This is a genomic window from Pseudothauera nasutitermitis (assembly GCF_004801295.1).
Lineage (GTDB): Bacteria > Pseudomonadota > Gammaproteobacteria > Burkholderiales > Rhodocyclaceae > Pseudothauera > Pseudothauera nasutitermitis.
The window spans coordinates 146,077-163,231 of sequence record NZ_SSOC01000007.1; the positions used below are offsets into that span (position 1 = coordinate 146,077).

The 17,155-nt window shown below is 68.7% G+C and carries 16 protein-coding genes; 12 read left to right on the forward strand and 4 right to left on the reverse strand.

The features are described from left to right. Window positions 1-14: 14 nt before the first annotated feature. Both E6C76_RS18850 and E6C76_RS18855 read left to right on the forward strand, forming a co-directional pair. A complete protein-coding gene (locus E6C76_RS18850; protein WP_136349797.1) occupies window positions 15-1,199 on the forward strand; it encodes a phosphoglycerate kinase in 1,185 nt (394 codons plus the stop codon). A 93-nt stretch (window positions 1,200-1,292) separates the two neighbouring features. Then, window positions 1,293-2,144, forward strand: coding sequence for an HDOD domain-containing protein (locus E6C76_RS18855; protein ID WP_136349798.1), 852 nt, complete (start codon window positions 1,293-1,295; stop codon window positions 2,142-2,144). An 11-nt stretch (window positions 2,145-2,155) separates the two neighbouring features. Here the strand turns inward: E6C76_RS18855 and E6C76_RS18860 are convergent, their stop codons facing one another. Further along, complete coding sequence (locus E6C76_RS18860) at window positions 2,156-2,545, reverse strand: hypothetical protein (RefSeq protein ID WP_136349799.1); 390 nt, start codon at window positions 2,543-2,545, stop codon at window positions 2,156-2,158. 121 nt (window positions 2,546-2,666) lie between these two features. On the opposite strand from E6C76_RS18860, the gene pyk reads away from it, so the two are divergent. The 5 genes from pyk to E6C76_RS18885 all read left to right on the forward strand — a co-directional run bounded on the left by pyk (window position 2,667) and on the right by E6C76_RS18885 (window position 7,783). After that, window positions 2,667-4,118 (forward strand): pyruvate kinase, encoded by a 1,452-nt coding sequence (pyk, locus tag E6C76_RS18865; protein WP_136349800.1) that lies wholly within the window; start codon window positions 2,667-2,669, stop codon window positions 4,116-4,118. Window positions 4,119-4,255: 137 nt separating this feature from the next. Further along, window positions 4,256-5,278: a peptidoglycan-binding protein gene (locus tag E6C76_RS18870; protein WP_136349801.1), complete on the forward strand. Its 1,023-nt coding sequence runs from the start codon at window positions 4,256-4,258 to the stop codon at window positions 5,276-5,278. A 192-nt stretch (window positions 5,279-5,470) separates the two neighbouring features. Further along, window positions 5,471-6,535 (forward strand): class II fructose-bisphosphate aldolase, encoded by a 1,065-nt coding sequence (gene fba, locus E6C76_RS18875; RefSeq protein WP_136349802.1) that lies wholly within the window; start codon window positions 5,471-5,473, stop codon window positions 6,533-6,535. A 149-nt stretch (window positions 6,536-6,684) separates the two neighbouring features. Further along, window positions 6,685-7,356: a hypothetical protein gene (locus tag E6C76_RS18880; protein ID WP_136349803.1), complete on the forward strand. Its 672-nt coding sequence runs from the start codon at window positions 6,685-6,687 to the stop codon at window positions 7,354-7,356. Window positions 7,357-7,366: 10 nt separating this feature from the next. After that, complete coding sequence (locus E6C76_RS18885) at window positions 7,367-7,783, forward strand: gamma-glutamylcyclotransferase family protein (RefSeq protein WP_136349804.1); 417 nt, start codon at window positions 7,367-7,369, stop codon at window positions 7,781-7,783. Between the two features lie 15 nt (window positions 7,784-7,798). Here the strand turns inward: E6C76_RS18885 and E6C76_RS18890 are convergent, their stop codons facing one another. Continuing rightward, window positions 7,799-9,658 (reverse strand): diguanylate cyclase, encoded by a 1,860-nt coding sequence (locus E6C76_RS18890; protein ID WP_136349805.1) that lies wholly within the window; start codon window positions 9,656-9,658, stop codon window positions 7,799-7,801. Between the two features lie 404 nt (window positions 9,659-10,062). Between E6C76_RS18890 and E6C76_RS18895 the strand changes: the two genes are divergently transcribed. After that, window positions 10,063-10,713: an OmpA family protein gene (locus E6C76_RS18895; RefSeq protein WP_136349806.1), complete on the forward strand. Its 651-nt coding sequence runs from the start codon at window positions 10,063-10,065 to the stop codon at window positions 10,711-10,713. 19 nt (window positions 10,714-10,732) lie between these two features. Here the strand turns inward: E6C76_RS18895 and E6C76_RS18900 are convergent, their stop codons facing one another. Together E6C76_RS18900 and E6C76_RS18905 are read right to left on the reverse strand one after the other, a co-directional pair. Then, window positions 10,733-12,082: an APC family permease gene (locus E6C76_RS18900; RefSeq protein ID WP_211090293.1), complete on the reverse strand. Its 1,350-nt coding sequence runs from the start codon at window positions 12,080-12,082 to the stop codon at window positions 10,733-10,735. Then, the gene (locus tag E6C76_RS18905; protein WP_168734384.1) at window positions 12,079-12,945 is read right to left on the reverse strand and encodes an SAM-dependent methyltransferase; all 867 of its coding nucleotides are present in this window, start codon (window positions 12,943-12,945) and stop codon (window positions 12,079-12,081) included. Before E6C76_RS18905 ends, E6C76_RS18900 begins: the two co-directional genes overlap by 4 nt. A 149-nt stretch (window positions 12,946-13,094) precedes the next feature. Here E6C76_RS18905 and E6C76_RS18910 point away from each other — a divergent pair, with 149 nt between their 5' ends. From E6C76_RS18910 to E6C76_RS18925, 4 genes are all read left to right on the forward strand, one after another. After that, the gene (locus E6C76_RS18910; RefSeq protein ID WP_136349808.1) at window positions 13,095-14,384 is read left to right on the forward strand and encodes a DUF3422 family protein; all 1,290 of its coding nucleotides are present in this window, start codon (window positions 13,095-13,097) and stop codon (window positions 14,382-14,384) included. A gap of 16 nt (window positions 14,385-14,400) precedes the next feature. After that, window positions 14,401-14,760, forward strand: coding sequence for a CidA/LrgA family protein (locus tag E6C76_RS18915; RefSeq protein ID WP_136349809.1), 360 nt, complete (start codon window positions 14,401-14,403; stop codon window positions 14,758-14,760). Next, window positions 14,757-15,491 (forward strand): LrgB family protein, encoded by a 735-nt coding sequence (locus E6C76_RS18920; RefSeq protein ID WP_136349810.1) that lies wholly within the window; start codon window positions 14,757-14,759, stop codon window positions 15,489-15,491. The genes E6C76_RS18915 and E6C76_RS18920 overlap by 4 nt, the downstream gene beginning before the upstream one ends. 73 nt (window positions 15,492-15,564) lie before the next feature. Further along, window positions 15,565-17,133, forward strand: a complete 1,569-nt coding sequence (locus E6C76_RS18925; RefSeq protein WP_136349866.1) for a folate/biopterin family MFS transporter — start codon at window positions 15,565-15,567, stop codon at window positions 17,131-17,133. The last annotated feature ends 22 nt before the right edge of the window (window positions 17,134-17,155 follow it).

Consider the following 17,155-nt stretch of genomic DNA (forward strand, 5'->3'; position numbering starts at 1 on the left):
AACCGGAGACCGCCATGAAAGTAAACAAGCTCACCGACCTCGACGTGGCAGGCCGCCGCGTGTTCATCCGCGCCGACCTCAACGTGCCGCAGGACGAGGCCGGCAACATCACCGAGGACACGCGCATCCGCGCCTCCATCCCGTCCATCCAGTACTGTCTGGACCACGGCGCGGCGGTGATGGTGACCTCCCACCTGGGCCGCCCCACCGAGGGCGAGGTCGGCCCGGACGACACCCTGGCGCCGGTGGCCGTGCGCCTGGGCCAGTTGCTGCACCGCCCGGTGAAGCTGATTTCCGACTGGGTGGACGGCGGCTTCACCGTGGAGCCCGGCCAGGTGGTGCTGCTGGAGAACTGCCGCTGCAACAAGGGCGAGAAGAAGGACAACGAGGAACTGGCGAAGAAGATGGCCGCGCTGTGCGACGTCTACGTCAATGACGCCTTCGGCACCGCGCACCGCGCCGAGGCCACCACCCACGGCATCGCCCGCTTCGCCCCGGTGGCCTGCGCCGGCATCCTGATGGGCGCGGAGATCGACGCGCTGTCCAAGGCCACCGAGAACCCGGCCCGCCCGCTGGTGGCCATCGTCGGCGGCGCCAAGGTGTCCACCAAGCTCACCATCCTGAAGACCCTGGCCGAGAAGGTGGACCAGCTCATCGTCGGCGGCGGCATCGCCAACACCTTCCTGCTGGCCGCCGGCAAGCGCATCGGCGAATCGCTGGCCGAGCCGGAGATGGTGCGCGAGGCCCAGCAGGTGATGGACATCATGAAGGAACGCGGCGCCGAAGTGCCGCTGCCCACCGACGTGGTGGTGGCCGACGAAGTCTCCGCGCTGGCGCGCGCCAACCGCATCCCGGTGGATGAAGTGGGCCCGCACGACCGCATCCTGGACTTCGGCCCCAAGTCCTCCGCCAAGCTCGCCGACATCATCGCCCACGCCGGCACCGTGGTGTGGAACGGCCCGGTGGGCGTGTTCGAACATGCCCAGTTCGCCGGCGGCACCAAGATGATGGCCTCGGCCATCGCCCACTCGGAAGCCTTCTCCATCGCCGGCGGCGGCGACACCCTGGCGGCCATCGCCAAGTTCCACATCGCCGACGACGTGGGCTACATCTCCACCGGCGGCGGCGCCTTCCTGGAATTCCTCGAAGGCAAGACCCTGCCGGCCATCGCCGCGCTGGAAGCCCGTTACGCCGCCTGAGCGGCTTCAATGTAGGCGATTTTCTGACTTGCGAAGGGAGGACCGGCGGCGCACGATGCTGACGCACCGCAGCAATTCCGGACATCTCCCCGCATGAACGCCCCCAGCAAACAGCCCGATCCCGCAGACGCCGCGGCACGCGGCATCCGTATTCCCCCGCAGCCCCAGGTTCTCGTCGAACTGGTGCAGCTACTGGCCGACGACGATTACGACAGCCGCGAGGTGGCCGGCGTGATCGCGAAGGATCCCGGCCTGTCGGCGATGGTCTTCAAGATCGTGCGCAGCCCGGTGTTCTATCGCGGCAGGGCGGCGCCCGATACGCTGGAGCAGTCGGTGATCCGCCTGGGCTTCCAGCAGACCCTCAACATCGCCCGTGCGGTGGCGCTGAGCACCAGCATCGGCCAGGAAACCCGGCCGGCCTACGAGAAGTTCTGGCAACGCAGCCGCGAACTGGCCCAACTGGCCTCGCTGGTCGCCGCCGAGCGCGTCTCGGTGTGCAACATCTTCCCCGACCAGGCCTACATGGCCGGAGTGTTCTTCGACTGCGGGGTGCCGGTGCTGATGCAGCGCTTCCCCGACTACTGCAAGACCCTGCTGCTCGACGGCCGCCTGGATTTCCCCAGCCTGCGCGAGGAAGACCAGCGCTTCAACGTGGACCACTGCTCCATCGGCTACCTGGTGGCGCGCCACTGGCACCTGCCGGAATTCATCGCCCAGGCCATCCTGCATCACGACACCGTGCCGCACGACGAACTGGGCGCGGTACGCAGCCTGGTCGCCATCGTTCATCTGGCCGCGCACGCCCGCATGAACATGCTCAAGGTGTACGACTACAACTGGGATCGCATCGGCGGCGAGGTGCTGGCCGAACTCGGCCTGCATCCGGACGATCTGCCCGGCTATCTGGCCGACCTGCGCGAGCGTTTCGAGTTCGTTCCGGTCTGAGCCGGCGCGCCTCAGCGCACCCCGAGCACCCAGCGATCCGCCGCCCGCCGGCCCGGCCGGACGCGGCGTTCCCTGCCGTCCTGCGCGGCCGCCGCATCGGCCTGCCGGCGGGGCCCGGCGCGCCGGTCATCGAAATGCATATAGACACACGGGCACTCACGCCGCGAGCAGGCCAGCAGCGGCAGGGCCGGCGCCTGCGCGGACAGGAAGCGCTTGCCGTGCAGCGCGCAGGCCGCCGCACAGGATTCATCCGTGCTGCAGATTTCCACGCCGTGATAGGGCTCCGGGTATGCGTTGCCGCGCCGCCGCGCGGCCTCCCCCGCCTCGCCGCTGGCACGCCACAGCGCGCCGATCAGCACGGCCACCCCCGCGCACACCATGAAGATCGCCACCACATCCATGCCGCCCTCCTCTTTGCTCACCTTTCAGCATAGAACACGGCCAACGCTGCGCTGGCCACTCGGCTAGAATCTCGGCAGGGCCCGCCCGGCGCCCATTTCCCACGGCAACCGAGGACATCGCATGCTCCGCCACACCAAGATCGTCGCCACGCTCGGCCCCGCCTCTTCCGATGCGCATGTACTCGAACGCATGGTGCACGCCGGCATCGATGTGGTGCGCATGAATTTCTCACACGGTTCGGCCGATGACCACATCGCGCGCGCGGAGGCCATCCGCGACGCCTCGGTGCGCGCCCGGCGCCCGGTGGGCATCCTGGCCGACCTGCAGGGCCCCAAGATCCGCGTGGGCAGGTTCGCCGAGGGGCGCGTGGTGCTGCAGAAGGACGCGCCCTTCATCCTGGATGCGCGCTGCGAACTGGGCAACGCCGAACGCGTGGGCCTGGACTACAAGGAGTTGCCCAAGGACGTGAAGCCGGGCGACATCCTGCTGCTCGACGACGGCCGCCTCAAGCTCGCCGTGGAGCGCGTGCTGGGCCACGAGATCCACACCATCGTGCGCGTCGGCGGCGATCTGTCGAACAACAAGGGCATCAACCGCCAGGGCGGCGGGCTGACCGCGCCCGCGCTGACCGCCAAGGACATGGACGACATCCGCACCGCCGCGCGCATCGGCGTGGATTTTCTGGCGGTGTCCTTCCCCAAGAGCGCCGCCGACATGTACATGGCCCGTCAGCTGATGCGCGCGGCCGGCGGCGATGCGCTGCTGATCGCCAAGATCGAGCGCACCGAGGCGGTCGCCAACCTGGAGGAGATCCTCGACGCCTCCGACGGCATCATGGTGGCGCGCGGCGATCTGGCAGTGGAAGTGGGCGACGCGGCCGTACCCGCGCTGCAGAAGCGCATGATCCGCGCGGCGCGCGATCGCAACAAGCTCACCATCACCGCCACGCAGATGATGGAGTCGATGATCATCAGCCCGGTGCCGACGCGGGCGGAGGTCTCCGACGTGGCCAACGCGGTGCTCGATGGCACGGACGCGGTGATGCTGTCGGCCGAGACCGCCGCCGGCAAGTATCCGGTGGAGGTCGTCGAGGCGATGAGCCGGGTCTGTGTGGAGGCGGAGAAATCCGCCGAGGTCACGCTCGACCGCGAGGTGCTCAACCAGGTGTTCACCCGCATCGACCAGTCGATCGCCATGGCGGCGATCTGGACCGCCTATCACCTCAAGGTGAAGGCCATCGCCTCGCTCACCCAGACCGGCTCCACCGCCCTGTGGATGAGCCGGCCGAACAGCGGCGTACCGATCTACGCACTGACACCGGAGGTGCGCGCGCGCAACCAGATGACCCTGTACCGCGCGGTCTATCCGCTGCTGATGAGCCAGCAGCACACCGACCGCGACATCCTGCTGTGGGAGGCCGAACAGCTGCTGCTCGACCAGGGCGTGGTGACCTACGGCGACCTGATCGTGCTCACCATCGGCGAACCGATCGGCGCGGCGGGCGGCACGAACACCCTGAAGATCGTGCGCGTGGGCGAACACCGGGCCCCCGAGGCACTGAACGCGACGTAAACGCGTAGACAACAAACGCCAAGCGTGAAGAAGACCATGGGCATGCAGCGGTTGCATTTTGTTATGATTCCGCTTCCGTGGAACAACCCGCGTTCTTCGCCCGCCCCCACTCTGATCGAAATGGAGTCCATGCACCCATGAACACCAAGCTCACCCTTATCGCCTCCGCCCTGCTGGCCACGGCACTCGCCGGCTGCGTCGGCTCCATGCCCGTACGCAGCGGCGACGCGGGCGCCAAGACCGCCGCCACCGGCAGCGCGGGGGGCGCCAACGCCGCCAACGCCAATTCCGAACTGGAACGCTGCGAGCGCCCGTTCGGCACCATCGCCGTGGTCGAAGACCAGAACGCCGACTGGTACCGTGTGCTGTCCGGCCAGTACCGCCTGACCTCCACGGTGCCGGTGCTGCGCCTGCTGATGCAGCAGTCCAACTGCTTCATCGTGGTCGACCGCGGCCGCGCCATGGCCAACATGGCGCAGGAGCGCGCCCTGCAGCAAAGCGGTGAGCTGCGCGCCGGCAGCAACTTCGGCAAGGGCCAGATGGTCAGCGCCGACTACTCGCTGACCCCGGAAGTGCTGTTCAGCGAACGCGGCACCGGCGGCCTGGGCGGCGTCATCGGCGCCATCGGCGGCAGCGTGGCCGGCGCCATCGCCGGCGGCATCCGCACCAACGAGGCGGCCACGCTGCTGACCCTGGTCGACAACCGCTCCGGCGTGCAGGTCGGCGTGGCCGAGGGCAGCGCCAAGAACACCGACTTCAGCCTCGGCGGCCTGGCCATCGGCGGCGGCGCGGGCGCGGGCCTGGGCGGCTACACCAACACCCCGCAGGGCAAGGTGATCGCCGGCGCCTTCATGGATTCGTACAACCAGCTGGTGCGTGCGCTGCGCGAATACACCGCGCAGACCATGGGCGACCGCGGCCTCGGCACCGGCGGCCGCCTCGGCGTGGATGGCGCATCCCAGCAGGGCGGCTACTCCGGCGCGCGGCTCAGCGCCAAGGATGCGCAGAGCCGTCTCAACGAGCTGGGCTTCGACGTCGGCACGCCGGACGGCAAGATCGGCCCGCGTACCCAGGCCGCTCTGCGCGAATTCCAGAGCGAACGCGGCATTCCCGTGACCGGCCGGCTGGACGCCACCACCCAGGCCGAACTGCTGCGCTGACCCGCGCCGCCGACCCGGCGACCCCCACGGCCCGGCTCGTCCGGGCCGTTGTTCTTTGCGGCCCCGGCCATGCGTTACGCACCGTTGCGAAGGCCGCCGCGAGCACCCCCGCATCGTGTATTAAAATGGCCGCCAGATCCGCCGCGCCACCGGCGTCCGGCACTCACGCACCGCATCACCCAGGAGATTTTCATGCCCCTCGTTTCCATGCGCCAGCTTCTCGACCACGCTGCGGAACACAGCTACGGCCTGCCGGCGTTCAACGTGAACAACCTGGAGCAGGTCCAGGCCATCATGGAAGCCGCCGCCGAAACCGACAGCCCGGTGATCATGCAGGCCTCCGCCGGTGCGCGCAAATACGCGGGCGAAGCCTTCCTGCGCCACCTGATCGACGCGGCCGTCGAGGCCTATCCGAACATCCCGGTGGTGATGCACCAGGACCACGGCCAGTCTCCGGCGGTGTGCATGGCGGCGATCCGCTCCGGTTTCTCCAGCGTGATGATGGACGGTTCCCTGCTGGAAGACGGCAAGACCCCCTCCTCCTACGAATACAACGTCGCGGTGAGCCGCGAGGTGGTGAAGTTCTCCCACGCCATCGGCGTCACCGTGGAAGCCGAACTGGGGTGTCTGGGCTCGCTGGAAACCGGCCAGGCCGGGGAAGAGGACGGCATCGGCGCGGAAGGCACGCTGGACCACTCCATGCTGCTCACCGACCCCGACCAGGCCGCCGACTTCGTCAAGCAGACCGACTGTGACGCGCTGGCCATCGCCATCGGCACCAGCCACGGCGCCTACAAGTTCAGCCGCAAGCCCACCGGCGACATCCTCGCCATCGATCGCATCAAGGCCATCCACGCGCGCATCCCCAACACCCATCTGGTGATGCACGGCTCCTCCTCGGTACCGCAGGAACTGCTGGAAATCATCCGCCAGTACGGCGGCGACATGAAGGAGACCTACGGCGTGCCGGTCGAGGAAATCGTCCAGGGCATCAAGTACGGCGTGCGCAAGATCAACATCGACACCGACATCCGCCTGGCGATGACCGGCGCGGTGCGCAAGTTCATGGTGGAAAACCCCGCCAAGTTCGACCCGCGCGAATTCCTCAAGCCCGCGCGCGAAGCCGCCAAGCAGGTGTGCAAGGCACGCTTCGAAGCCTTCGGCTGCGCCGGCCAGGCCAGCCGCATCCGGCCGGTTTCCCTCGAACGCATCGCCGCGCGCTACAAGGCCGGCGAACTGACCCAGGTCGTGCGCTGACCCCGGCACATCCGCTCTGCCCGAAACGCGCCCCGTGGGGCGCGTTTTGTTTTGCGCGACACGCATGACGGGCGGGATCGCGCTGCGCAGCCGGAACAAAATTGGCACATAATCGCGCAATTCCCTTCCCCCGCACTGCGAGCGCTCCGATGTCCAAGGCCAACGTCAAACTGCAGCTCTCCTTCGATCTGGACATCGCGGTGCCCGAACGCTTGCTGGAGCTCGATCACGAATCGCTCTGCAAGACCTTCAGCGAAGTCCTCGGCAGCATGGTGTTCCAGGGCCTGCCCACGGTGGCCGGCAAGCAACTGGCCAAGGCCGGCGGCAGCATCGTCGCCCATCACTACCACCTGTCGGCGGGCATCCTCGGCGCGCCGACGCTCGAACGCGATCTGCTGGTCGCCGCCGCCCCCCACCTCACCGACGAGGAGCTGGAGCAACTCGCCCGCCGCACCCAGGGCAAGCTGCCGGAATCCCCGGAGGAACTGCAACGCCACCTGCGCCGCCAGGCGCTCAAGCTGGTCAACGACTACCGCATGGTGCCGTGCTTCGTGGCCGCCCGCCTGACCTCGGGCAGCGACGCGAAGCTCGAAGGCAAGCTCAATCTGACCAACGGCAGCGTGCTGATCGGCGAGCGCGACCGCCAGAGCCGCCTGCAGGCCAACCAGGGGCCGATCGTGGTCGAGCCGCTGGGCACCGAGGTGCAGCTCGAGGCCGCCTGCGCGGGCCATACCCTGAGCGGCCCGGTGATCGAGGTCAGCGTCGCGCAGATCGCCATCCACCGCGATCCGCTGATCCGCGTCTGGCAGCAGCAGGGCTGAGGCGGCGGTGATGCCGGCGTCCTGCTTCACCTACGGCTCGCTGATGTGCGAGGACATCATGACCCACGTGGCGGGCGTGGCGCTGGATTCCTCGCAAGCCACCCTGGCGGGCCATGCCCGCCATCCCGTGCGCGGCGAGCACTACCCGGCCATCGTCCCGCGCGCGGGCGCCCGGGTGGAAGGCCGCCTGTACTTCGCGGTGGACGCGGCCGCCTTCGCCCGCCTCGATGCGTTCGAGGGCGATCTGTACCTGCGCTCCACGGTGGATGTCTGCCTGCCCGATGGGCGTGTGGTGGCGGCCCAGGCCTATCTGCTGCGGCCTGCCCACACCGGCCTGCTGGAACCGGGCGAGTGGGATTTCGCGGCCTTCCTCGCGGACGGCAAGACGCGCTTCCAGAAACGCTACCTGGGCTTCAGCCGGCTCTGAGTCCAACCGCTGGGGTCAATACGACTCGGCGTGGCCTTCCCACATGCCCGGCAGGAAGCGCACCACGCGGTTGCGCCCCTGCTCCTTGGCCCGGTACAGCGCCACGTCGGCGAACTTCACCGCCTGCCAGAAGGTTTCCGCGTCGTCCGGGAACATCGACAGGCCGATCGAGATGGTCTTCTGCAGCACCGCGCCGGACACCTGCACCTTGAGCTTCTCGACCGCCGCACGGATGTTCTCGGCGACCCGCTCCGCACCTTCCGGCGTGGCCTCCTGCAGCACGATGAGGAATTCCTCGCCGCCGAAGCGGATCACCATGTCGGACGCGCGCACGGCCTGGCGCAGCACGCCGGAAAGCGCCTTCAGCACCGCGTCGCCGGCATCGTGCCCGAAGGTGTCGTTGACCACCTTGAAGTAGTCGAGGTCGAGCACCAGGATGGCCAGCGAGATGTCGCGCCGGCGCGCCGAGGCGATCAGCGTGTCGGCGTACTCCTCCAGGAAGCGGCGGTTGTTCAGCCCGGTCATCGCATCGCGCAACGACGAATCGCGCAGCGTCTCGGTGAGCCGCTTGGCCTCCAGCACCGGCGCCATCTCGCGCACATACACGTGGATGAACGCTGTCAGCTCGATGAGATGCGCGGCCTCCTGTTCCGGCACCACCAGTTGCACCACGCTGCCCACCGAGCCGGACTGGATGATCGGCATGCAGTAATGGCGGTGCCCCTGCCCGTCGCCCGGCCGAAAGGCATAACAGATGCCCGGCTGCTTCAGGCCGTCGACCGGATGGCCGGAGCGCTTGGCCCGGCACATTTCGGAACGCACCAGGATCTGTGGATCGCACCAGCGGCAGGCCGCGCCGGCCTCGCCATCGACCTGGATGGGCATCATCTGCTTGGCGCCGCTGGCTTCGTAGATGGAATAGCTGCGCACGTCGAAACGTTCGGAGAGGATCTGCCCGAAGCGGTCGTAGATCTCGGCCTTGGTCTCGTCCTCCTCGATGGCCTGCTTGAACACGGAGGCATCCGCCAGGCTGTTGACCATGTCGATGGTCGCTTCCAGCTTGTTTTCGTCCTGCAGCGGACTGCGCCCGGTAAGCTGGGAAACCCGCTGGGTAATGCGCTCCAGCCCGCCGTCCAGATAACTGAGCAGACGGTTGGTATCGTTGGCGATCTGACCGATCTCGTCATCCGGATAGGCGGAAATCTGGCTCTTGAAGTCGCCCTTCAACGCGCGCTGCACGGCCACCTCGACATCGCGCGCGGCCTCGCCCACCGGACGCATGATGCGCCGCACGAGGGCCACCGCCAGCAGGGTGAACAGCGCAACGACCGCCACCAGGCCGAACACCGTGAGCAGCGCGCGCTCCTTCAGGTCGGTGATCGACATCTCCATGGTCACCGCGCCCAGCACCGCGCCTTCCGGCACGTTGTGGCACTGCAGGCAATTGGGCGTGCCCTCGGTGGTGGCGGCGAACGGGATGGTGCCGCGGAACAGCGTGTCGCCCTCCACCTCGCGCAGTTCATAGCGCGGCCGGCCGTCGGCCAGCACCGCGCGCTCGATCTCGTCGGCCGGCAGCTCGCGCACTAGGCCATCGCCGAACTGCTGGCTGACGGCGGGCGAGCGCACCACGCGCGCAACCGACAGTCCCTGCACTTCCATCAGGCGGGCGAGGAACTGTTCGCGGTGCTGGATGGTGCCCTGGATCATCGCCTCGGTCAGGTGCACACGCACCACCTCGGCAGCGGTGCGCACGTGCGCGGACGACGAGTTGATCGAAAACAGACGGAATGCGTACAGGCTGATGGCCACCAGCATCACCAGGATGCCCAGCGCGACCGCGGCAAACAGGAGCGTCACCTTGCTGTTCAGATTCATGCTACCGCAACCCTCCCCCGGGATCCCGCCGCTTCGGCCATGCGTTTTCTGACTTTCGGATTATGCCTGCAAAACCATGCCAGAAGTATGGATAGTCGTATTTTTCCCAGAAACGGCAGGGGATTCACCAAAAAATCCACACTCCGGAAGGCAGGCCTCCGCACCCCATCCAAAAGCATTCCATGCCCCCTTCCGCACACCGGGCGGAAATGCTCCTGGAGGTCCGCCGGCATCTCGTCCCGCCGTGCCCGGCCAACCCGTGCGGAACGGACGCCTTTCTCCCGTTTGACATGCTTTTACAAATTGGTAACGCCCGGATACCGCGTTCCCCCGGCGCGCGCTGCACCATATGCGCGGGACACCGTCCACCCGACACGCCCTTCCACCCGCAGAGGACAACCATCATGAAAAAACTCTTCATCATCCCGCTGGCGGCGCTGCTGATCGGCGGTTGCGCCACCAATCCCTACACCGGCGAACATGCGAACACCGCGCGCGGCGCCACCATCGGCGCGGGCGCCGGCGCCATCCTCGGTGGCGTGGTGTCCAGCCGCGGAGACCGCAACAAGGGCGTGCTGATCGGTACGGCGGTGGGCGCCACGGTCGGCGGGCTGATCGGCCGCCAGATGGACCAGCAGGAAGCCGAATTGCGCCGCGAGATGGCCGGCAGCGGCGTGGAGGTGGTGCGCGAAGGCGACACGATCCGCCTGCAGGCGCCGGAAAACATCACCTTCGACACCAACCGCGCCGACGTGAAGCCGCAATTCCAGCCGGTGCTCACCCAGCTGGCCAGCAGCATCCGCCAGTACCCGGGCACCGTGGTGCAGGTCGAGGGCCACACCGATTCGACCGGTTCAGCCGCCTACAACCAGACGCTGTCGGAAAACCGCGCTACCAGCGTGCGCAGCTATCTGATCCAGCAGGGCGTGGACGGCGGCCGGGTGGGCGCCGTGGGGTACGGCCTGACCCGCCCGGTCGCCGACAACAGCACGGCGGCGGGGCGTGCGCAGAACCGCCGGGTGGAAATCCTGATCGTGCCCGAGCAGCAGCCCTGAGGCCCCACCGCGCGGCGGCTCAGGCCGCCGCGCGGCGCACCCACCACAGCAAGGGCAGGCCGAGCAGCAGTACCGCCACGCCGACCATCGCCCCCAGCCCGGTATAGACCAGGCTGGAATACAGCAGGTACGCGCAGCTCAGGCAGAACAGCGCGGGTTTGAACGGATACAGCGGCGCGCGAAACGGCCGCTCCAGCCCGGCGTCGCGCCGGCGCAGAACGAAATACGCGATGCCCACCAGCAGCAGGAACAGCCAGAACACCGGCGCGGTGTATTCCACCATGGCCTGGAAGCCGTCGTTCATGAACGAACCGAAGAGCACCAGCGCCAGGGCGATGCCGCTTTGCGTCAGGATCGCCACGCGCGGCGTGTTGACGCGCGCGCTCCACGCACCCAGCCTGCGCAGCGCACGCATGTCCTCGCCCAGCGCGTGATAGACGCGCGCGCCGGTGAAGATGGTGCCGTTGAGCGTGCTCAGCGCCGTGCAGCAGATCACCGCGCTGAGCAGCCAGGCGGCCTGCTCGCCGAGCGCCACGCGCATCATGTCCGCCCCCACCGCCTCGCTGCGGCGCAGGGCTTCCAGCCCGAGCACCTGCAAGAAGGCCAGATTGACCAGCAGATACACCGTGGCGATGCACAGCGTGCCGATCACCAGCACGCGCACCATGTCGCGGCGCACATCGCGCACCTCGGCGGACAGGTAGGCCGCCTCGTTCCACCCTCCGTAGGTCAGCAGGATGAACACCAGCGCCAACCCGGGCGCCACGCTGGCGGCCGCGGCTCCAGGCACCCCGACGCCCGCGGCGGGCAGTTCACCGGCCGCGCCGGGCGTGCTCAGGCCGGCCAGGGCCACCGCCAGCACCGCAGCCAGGGTCACCCAGGTAAGCAGCTGCTGGGCGCGCTTGCCGTGGAAGGTGCCGGCCAGGTTCAGCAGCGTCAGCGCGATCAGCGCGCCGGCCGCGTACAGCGCCGAGCCGTGCGGGCCGAGCGCATGCAATTGCTGGGCATAGTCGCCGAACACGAAGGCCACCGCGGCGATGGCCCCGGTCTGGATCACCGAGATGCGCGCCCAGGCGAACAGGAAACCCACCGGCTGGCCGAAGGCGCGGGTGAGGAAATGGTATTCGCCGCCGGTGCTCGGGTAGGTGGCGGACAGTTCTGCATACACCAGCGCGCCGGCCAGGGTGATGAGCCCGCCGAGCAGCCAGATGCCGATGAAGGCCGCTTCGCTCCCCACGTTGGCGGCCACCAGCGGCGGCGTCTTGAAGATGCCGATGCCGACGACGATGCCCACCATGATGGCCACGCCGTCGGCCACCGACAGGCTGCGGCGCGGTACCGCAGCCGCCGGGCCCGCCGGCGTGTTCACCGGGCGAGCCGCTCTGCCGACCAGACCGCTCCGCCGTCGAGCGCGACGATGCGCTCGCCGTCGATGCGCCCGCGCAGCAGTTCCGGCGAGCCCGGCACGACTTCCAGCGTGAACGCCACTTCGCTCCCGGAAACACGGCCGTCGCGCACCTCCGCGCTGCGCGGCCCGAACGCGGCGGAACCGCCCAGGATCTGGTAGTCCTGTTCCAGTGTCAGGGTGAACTCGCGCCCGTTGTGGCGCGCCCGCCAGCGTCCGCCGGCCTGGGCCGGCACGGTCCACAGGAACACCCGGCGGCCGAGGATGAGTTCTTCCCGGTCCGGGCGCCACGGCCCCATCGAGAACGCGTGGGACACCACCCGCGCACCGGGGCGCATCTGCGCCAGGATCACCGGACGCAGACGGAGGTTGATTTCTTCGAGCAGATAGATCGCCAGCACGTCGGTATCGCGCAGGTCCACCTCGAACAGATCACCGACGCGGAATTCCACCTTGTCCGCGACGCCGGCCTCGGCGGCATTCGCGCGGGCTTCGCGGATGCGCTCGGGGTCGATATCCACCCCGAGGCCATGCGCACCGAACTGGCTGGCGGCGGTGACCACCATGCGCCCGTCGCCGCAGCCCAGGTCGGTCACCCGCTCGCCCGGCTGCACGCCGGCCAGTTCCAGCATGGCCTCGACCACCTCGTGGGGCGTAGGCACGTAGGGCACATCCAGATGCACGCCTTGCGCGCGCGCGGGCCTCGCCAGCCCGCCTAGGATGCATGCGGCCAGGCCGGCGCCCAGCATCCGGTTGAAACCCCTGCGCCGGGGCCGAAAGGCGGTGACGGGGAGAGGGAAGATCCACTGCGCGTTCGATCGGTCCATGGCACGGCTCCTTGTCGATACGGGTGGCAAAAACATTATTGGGTCAACCTATTTCGCAATTGGTTCCGGCACCCGGCAAACACCGAGGGACTTCCCCGCGAACCGCGTGCGCGGGTACCCTTGCGCGACCGCACAACCCGCCAGACGCCATGTCGCTCTTCCAATCCCACCCGCTGCGCCAGACGCTCAGCGACGAAGTCCATGCCCGTCCGCCGGTGCCGCTGGACACGCCCGAACTGGTCACCTACCTGGCCTTCCTGCACGAGCCCGGCAGCATCGAGCGCGAAGCCGCGCACCTGCGCACGCTGGCCGCGCAGCTCGGCCTGCCCGAGCCGGACACCGAGCGCAGCCATCTCTTTCTCGATGCCGGCCGCTTCCGCCTGAAGTGGGAGCGCCACAACGAATTCTCCAGCTACACCTTCTTCCGCCGCGTCGAAGCCGGCGGCCCGGAAAGCGAAAATGCCCTGCTGGAAGTGCCGGCGGCCTGGCGCAGAGAGATTCCCGGCCAGCTCATCGTCGCCACCCACGTCACCCTGCGCGGCGTGGCCGAACTGCCGCCGGAAACGGTGATGGCCGGGCTGTCTTCCGCCGGCCGGCAGACCGTGGTGGCCACCGTGGCGGACGGCGCGGCCTGGGTGTTCACCGATTTCCAGATCACCGACGATTTCTCGCGCTTCCTGATCCTCGACGTCTCCCTCACCCCGCGCCAGGCCGGACGCACCGTGCAGCGCCTGCTGGAGATCGAGACCTACCGGGTGATCGCCCTGCTGGCCTTCCCGGTGGCCAAGGAGGTCGGCCGCCTGCTGTCGCGGGCCGAGGACGAACTGGCCGACCTGATGGACGTGATCGGCCAGCGCGGCGGCGCCGAGGACGAGCGCGCGGTGCTCGCCCGCCTGACCCGGCTGGCCGCTCAGGTGGAACGCTCGGTGGCGCACACTACCTTCCGCTTCGGCGCGGCGGCGGCCTATTACCGCCTGGTCGGCCAGCGCATCGACGAACTGCGCGAGAAACGCCAGCCCGGCTTTCCCACCATCGGCGAATTCATGGCGCGCCGGCTCACCCCGGCCATCGACACCTGTGCGAGCATCGCGCGCCGCCAGGAAGACCTCTCCGGCCGCATCGCGCGCAATTCGCAACTGCTGCGCACCCGCGTGGACATCGCCCTGCAGCACCAGAGCCAGGAACTGCTCGCGCAGATGAACCGCCGCGCGCGCCTGCAACTGCGTTTGCAGGAGACCGTGGAGGGCCTGTCGGTGGTGGCGATCACCTACTACGCCTCGCAGTTGATCAATTACCTGGCCAAGGGCGCCAAGGACTACCTCGCCCCGCTCACCCCGGAAGTCCTCACCGCCCTCTCCATACCGGTCATCGCCGGGCTGGTGGCGCTCGGCCTGCGGCGCATGCGCCGCGCGCTGGCCGCCGAAGAGACTTCCCACTGACCACGCTGCCGCGCCGATGATCTCCGCATTCACCCTGCTGCTGGTCTATCAACTGATCGGCGAAGTCATCGCCCGGGGCCTCGCCCTGCCGGTTCCCGGGCCGGTCATCGGCATGCTGCTGCTGTTCCTCACCCTGGTGGTGCGCGACGGCCCCGGCAAGGAGCTGCGCAACACCGCCAACGGTCTGCTGCAGCATCTGTCGCTGCTCTTCGTGCCCGCCGGGGTCGGCATCATGCTGCACTTTCACCGGCTGGCCGACGAGTGGCTGCCGCTGCTCGTCGCGCTGGTGGGCTCCACCTTCCTGGCCATGACGGTCACCGCGCTGGTGCTGCGCGCGCCGGCCCGCCGCGCGACGCGCGAGGAGGAAGGGCGATGAACCCGCACATCGACGAGTTGTGGGTCTATCTGTCCACCACCCCGCTGCTCGGCCTCACCCTCACGCTGGCGGCCTACCAATGCGCCTGGTGGCTCTACCGGCGCGCGCATTTCCACCCCATGGCCAATCCGGTGATGATCGCCGTGACCGTGCTGGTGGGCGTGCTCACCCTCACCGGCACCGACTACCAGACCTATTTCGACGGCGCGCAGTTCGTGCATTTCCTGCTCGGCCCGGCCACCGTGGCGCTGGCGATTCCGCTGTACGCCCAGTTGCCGCGCCTGCGCACCATGGCGATGCCACTGCTCGGCGCGCTGGCCGCCGGTTCACTCACCGCCGCGCTGTCGGCCTACGCCATCGGCGCCGCGCTGGGCGCCAGCACCCAGTCGCTGCTCTCCCTCGCCCCCAAGAGCGTGACCACGCCGATCGCCATGGGCATCACCGAAAGCCTGGGCGGCCTGCCCTCGCTGACCGCCGTGCTGGTCATCCTCACCGGCATTCTCGGCGCCGTCGGCGCGCGCGGCCTGTACGGCCTGCTACGTATCGAGGACCACGCGGTGCGCGGCTTCGCCACCGGCCTGGCGGCGCACGGCATCGGCACCGCGCGCGCCTTCCAGGTCAGCGAACAGTGCGGCGCCTTCGCCGCGCTGGCGATGGGGCTGAACGGCCTGATCACCGCGCTGTCCCTGCCCTGGATCCTGCCCTGGCTGAATCACCTGCTGGCCCGCTGACCCGCCGACGAGACCGACCTTGAACGCCCTGTACCGCTGGTTCGACCGCAACCTCCTCGAACTCGGCCGCGAGATGCGGCTTTCCTACCTGCCGCCGCTGATGGTCTACATGGCCGCCGGGGTATCCGGGCTGACCGGCATCGTCGGTACCTTCTTCATCAAGGAATACCTCGACCTCTCCGCCGCCTTCCTGGCCGCGCTGGGGTTCTGGGCCGTGGTGCCGTGGGCGCTGAAGATGCCCGTCGGCCACCTGGTGGACCTGCTGTGGCGCCACAAGGCCGGGCTGGTGTACCTGGGCGCCGCGCTGATCGCCGCCAGCCTGCTGATCATGATCGGCCTGATCCTGCACACCGAGGCGATGCGCGCGCTGATGGAGGTGGAGCACTGGTTCGTGCTCTCGGTACTGCTCTCGCCGGTGGGCTACGTGATGCAGGACGCGGTGGCCGACGCGATGACCGTGGAGGCCGTGCCGCGCGAGGACGAACACGGCCGCGCCCTGGACGCCGACACCGTGCGCCTGATGCATACCACCATGCAGATGCTCGGCCGCGTGGCGATCATCGGCGGCAGCGTGCTGGTGGCGCTGGCCAACGTGGCGCTGTTCCAGGGCGCCGAACGCCTGCCCGAAGCGGACAAGGTGCTGCTCTACGCGCGCATCTACGAATACGCCCTGCTGATTCCGCTGCTGTCCGTCTCCGGCGTGCTGTTCGCCGGCTGGCTGAAGCGCCGCGAGGCGCGCCGCCTGCGCGCACTGGGCCGCGACGCGGCGCAGATCGCCGCCCTGCTGCACGAGCCGGCCGAGAAAACCGCGCCGAACTGGTGGATCATCGGCGGCAGCCTGCTGTTCGTCGCCATCACGCTGAGCGTGGGACTGTCCGGCATCGCCTGGGGACAGGAGATCATCTTCGCCGGCTCCCTGCTCATCGTCGCGCTGATGATGGGCCGTCTGCTGCGCGAGCTGTCGCCCGCGGCGCGCAACACCCTGCTGGGCACCGCCATCGTCATCTTCGCGTTCCGCGCCCTGCCGCTGCCGGGCGCCGGCGCCACCTGGTGGATGATCGACGAACTGGGCTTCGACCAGGCCTTCCTGTCCCGGCTGGAGCTGATCGTCAGCACGCTCACCCTGGCCGGCCTGTTCCTGTTCCGCCGCTTCATGGCCGAACGTTCCATCGCCGCCATCGTCATCTTCCTCACCCTCGCCACCACCCTGCTCGCCCTGCCCACCCTGGGCATGTACCACGGCCTGCACCACTGGACCGCCGCGCTGACCGGCGGCGTGGTCGATGCGCGCTTCATCGCCATGGTCAGCACCGCGCTGGAATCGCCGCTCGGCCAGGTATCGATGGTGCCCATGCTGGCCTGGATCGCCAATTCCGCGCCGCCCCACCTCAAGGCCACCTTCTTCGCGGTGATGAGTTCCTTCGCCAACCTCGCGCTGTCCGCCTCGCAACTGGGCACCAAGTACCTCAACCAGTTCTACACGGTGAGCCGCGAGGTCAAGGATGCCACCAGCGGCGCGGTCAGCGTGCCGGCGGACTACAGCGAACTGGGCGCGCTGCTGCTCACCGTCACCCTGCTCGGCCTGGTCCTGCCGCTGGCCGCCGTGTGGATCACCCGCGCGCTCGGCCTGCGCAGCGCATGAGAAAACCTGTGAAACGTTGACC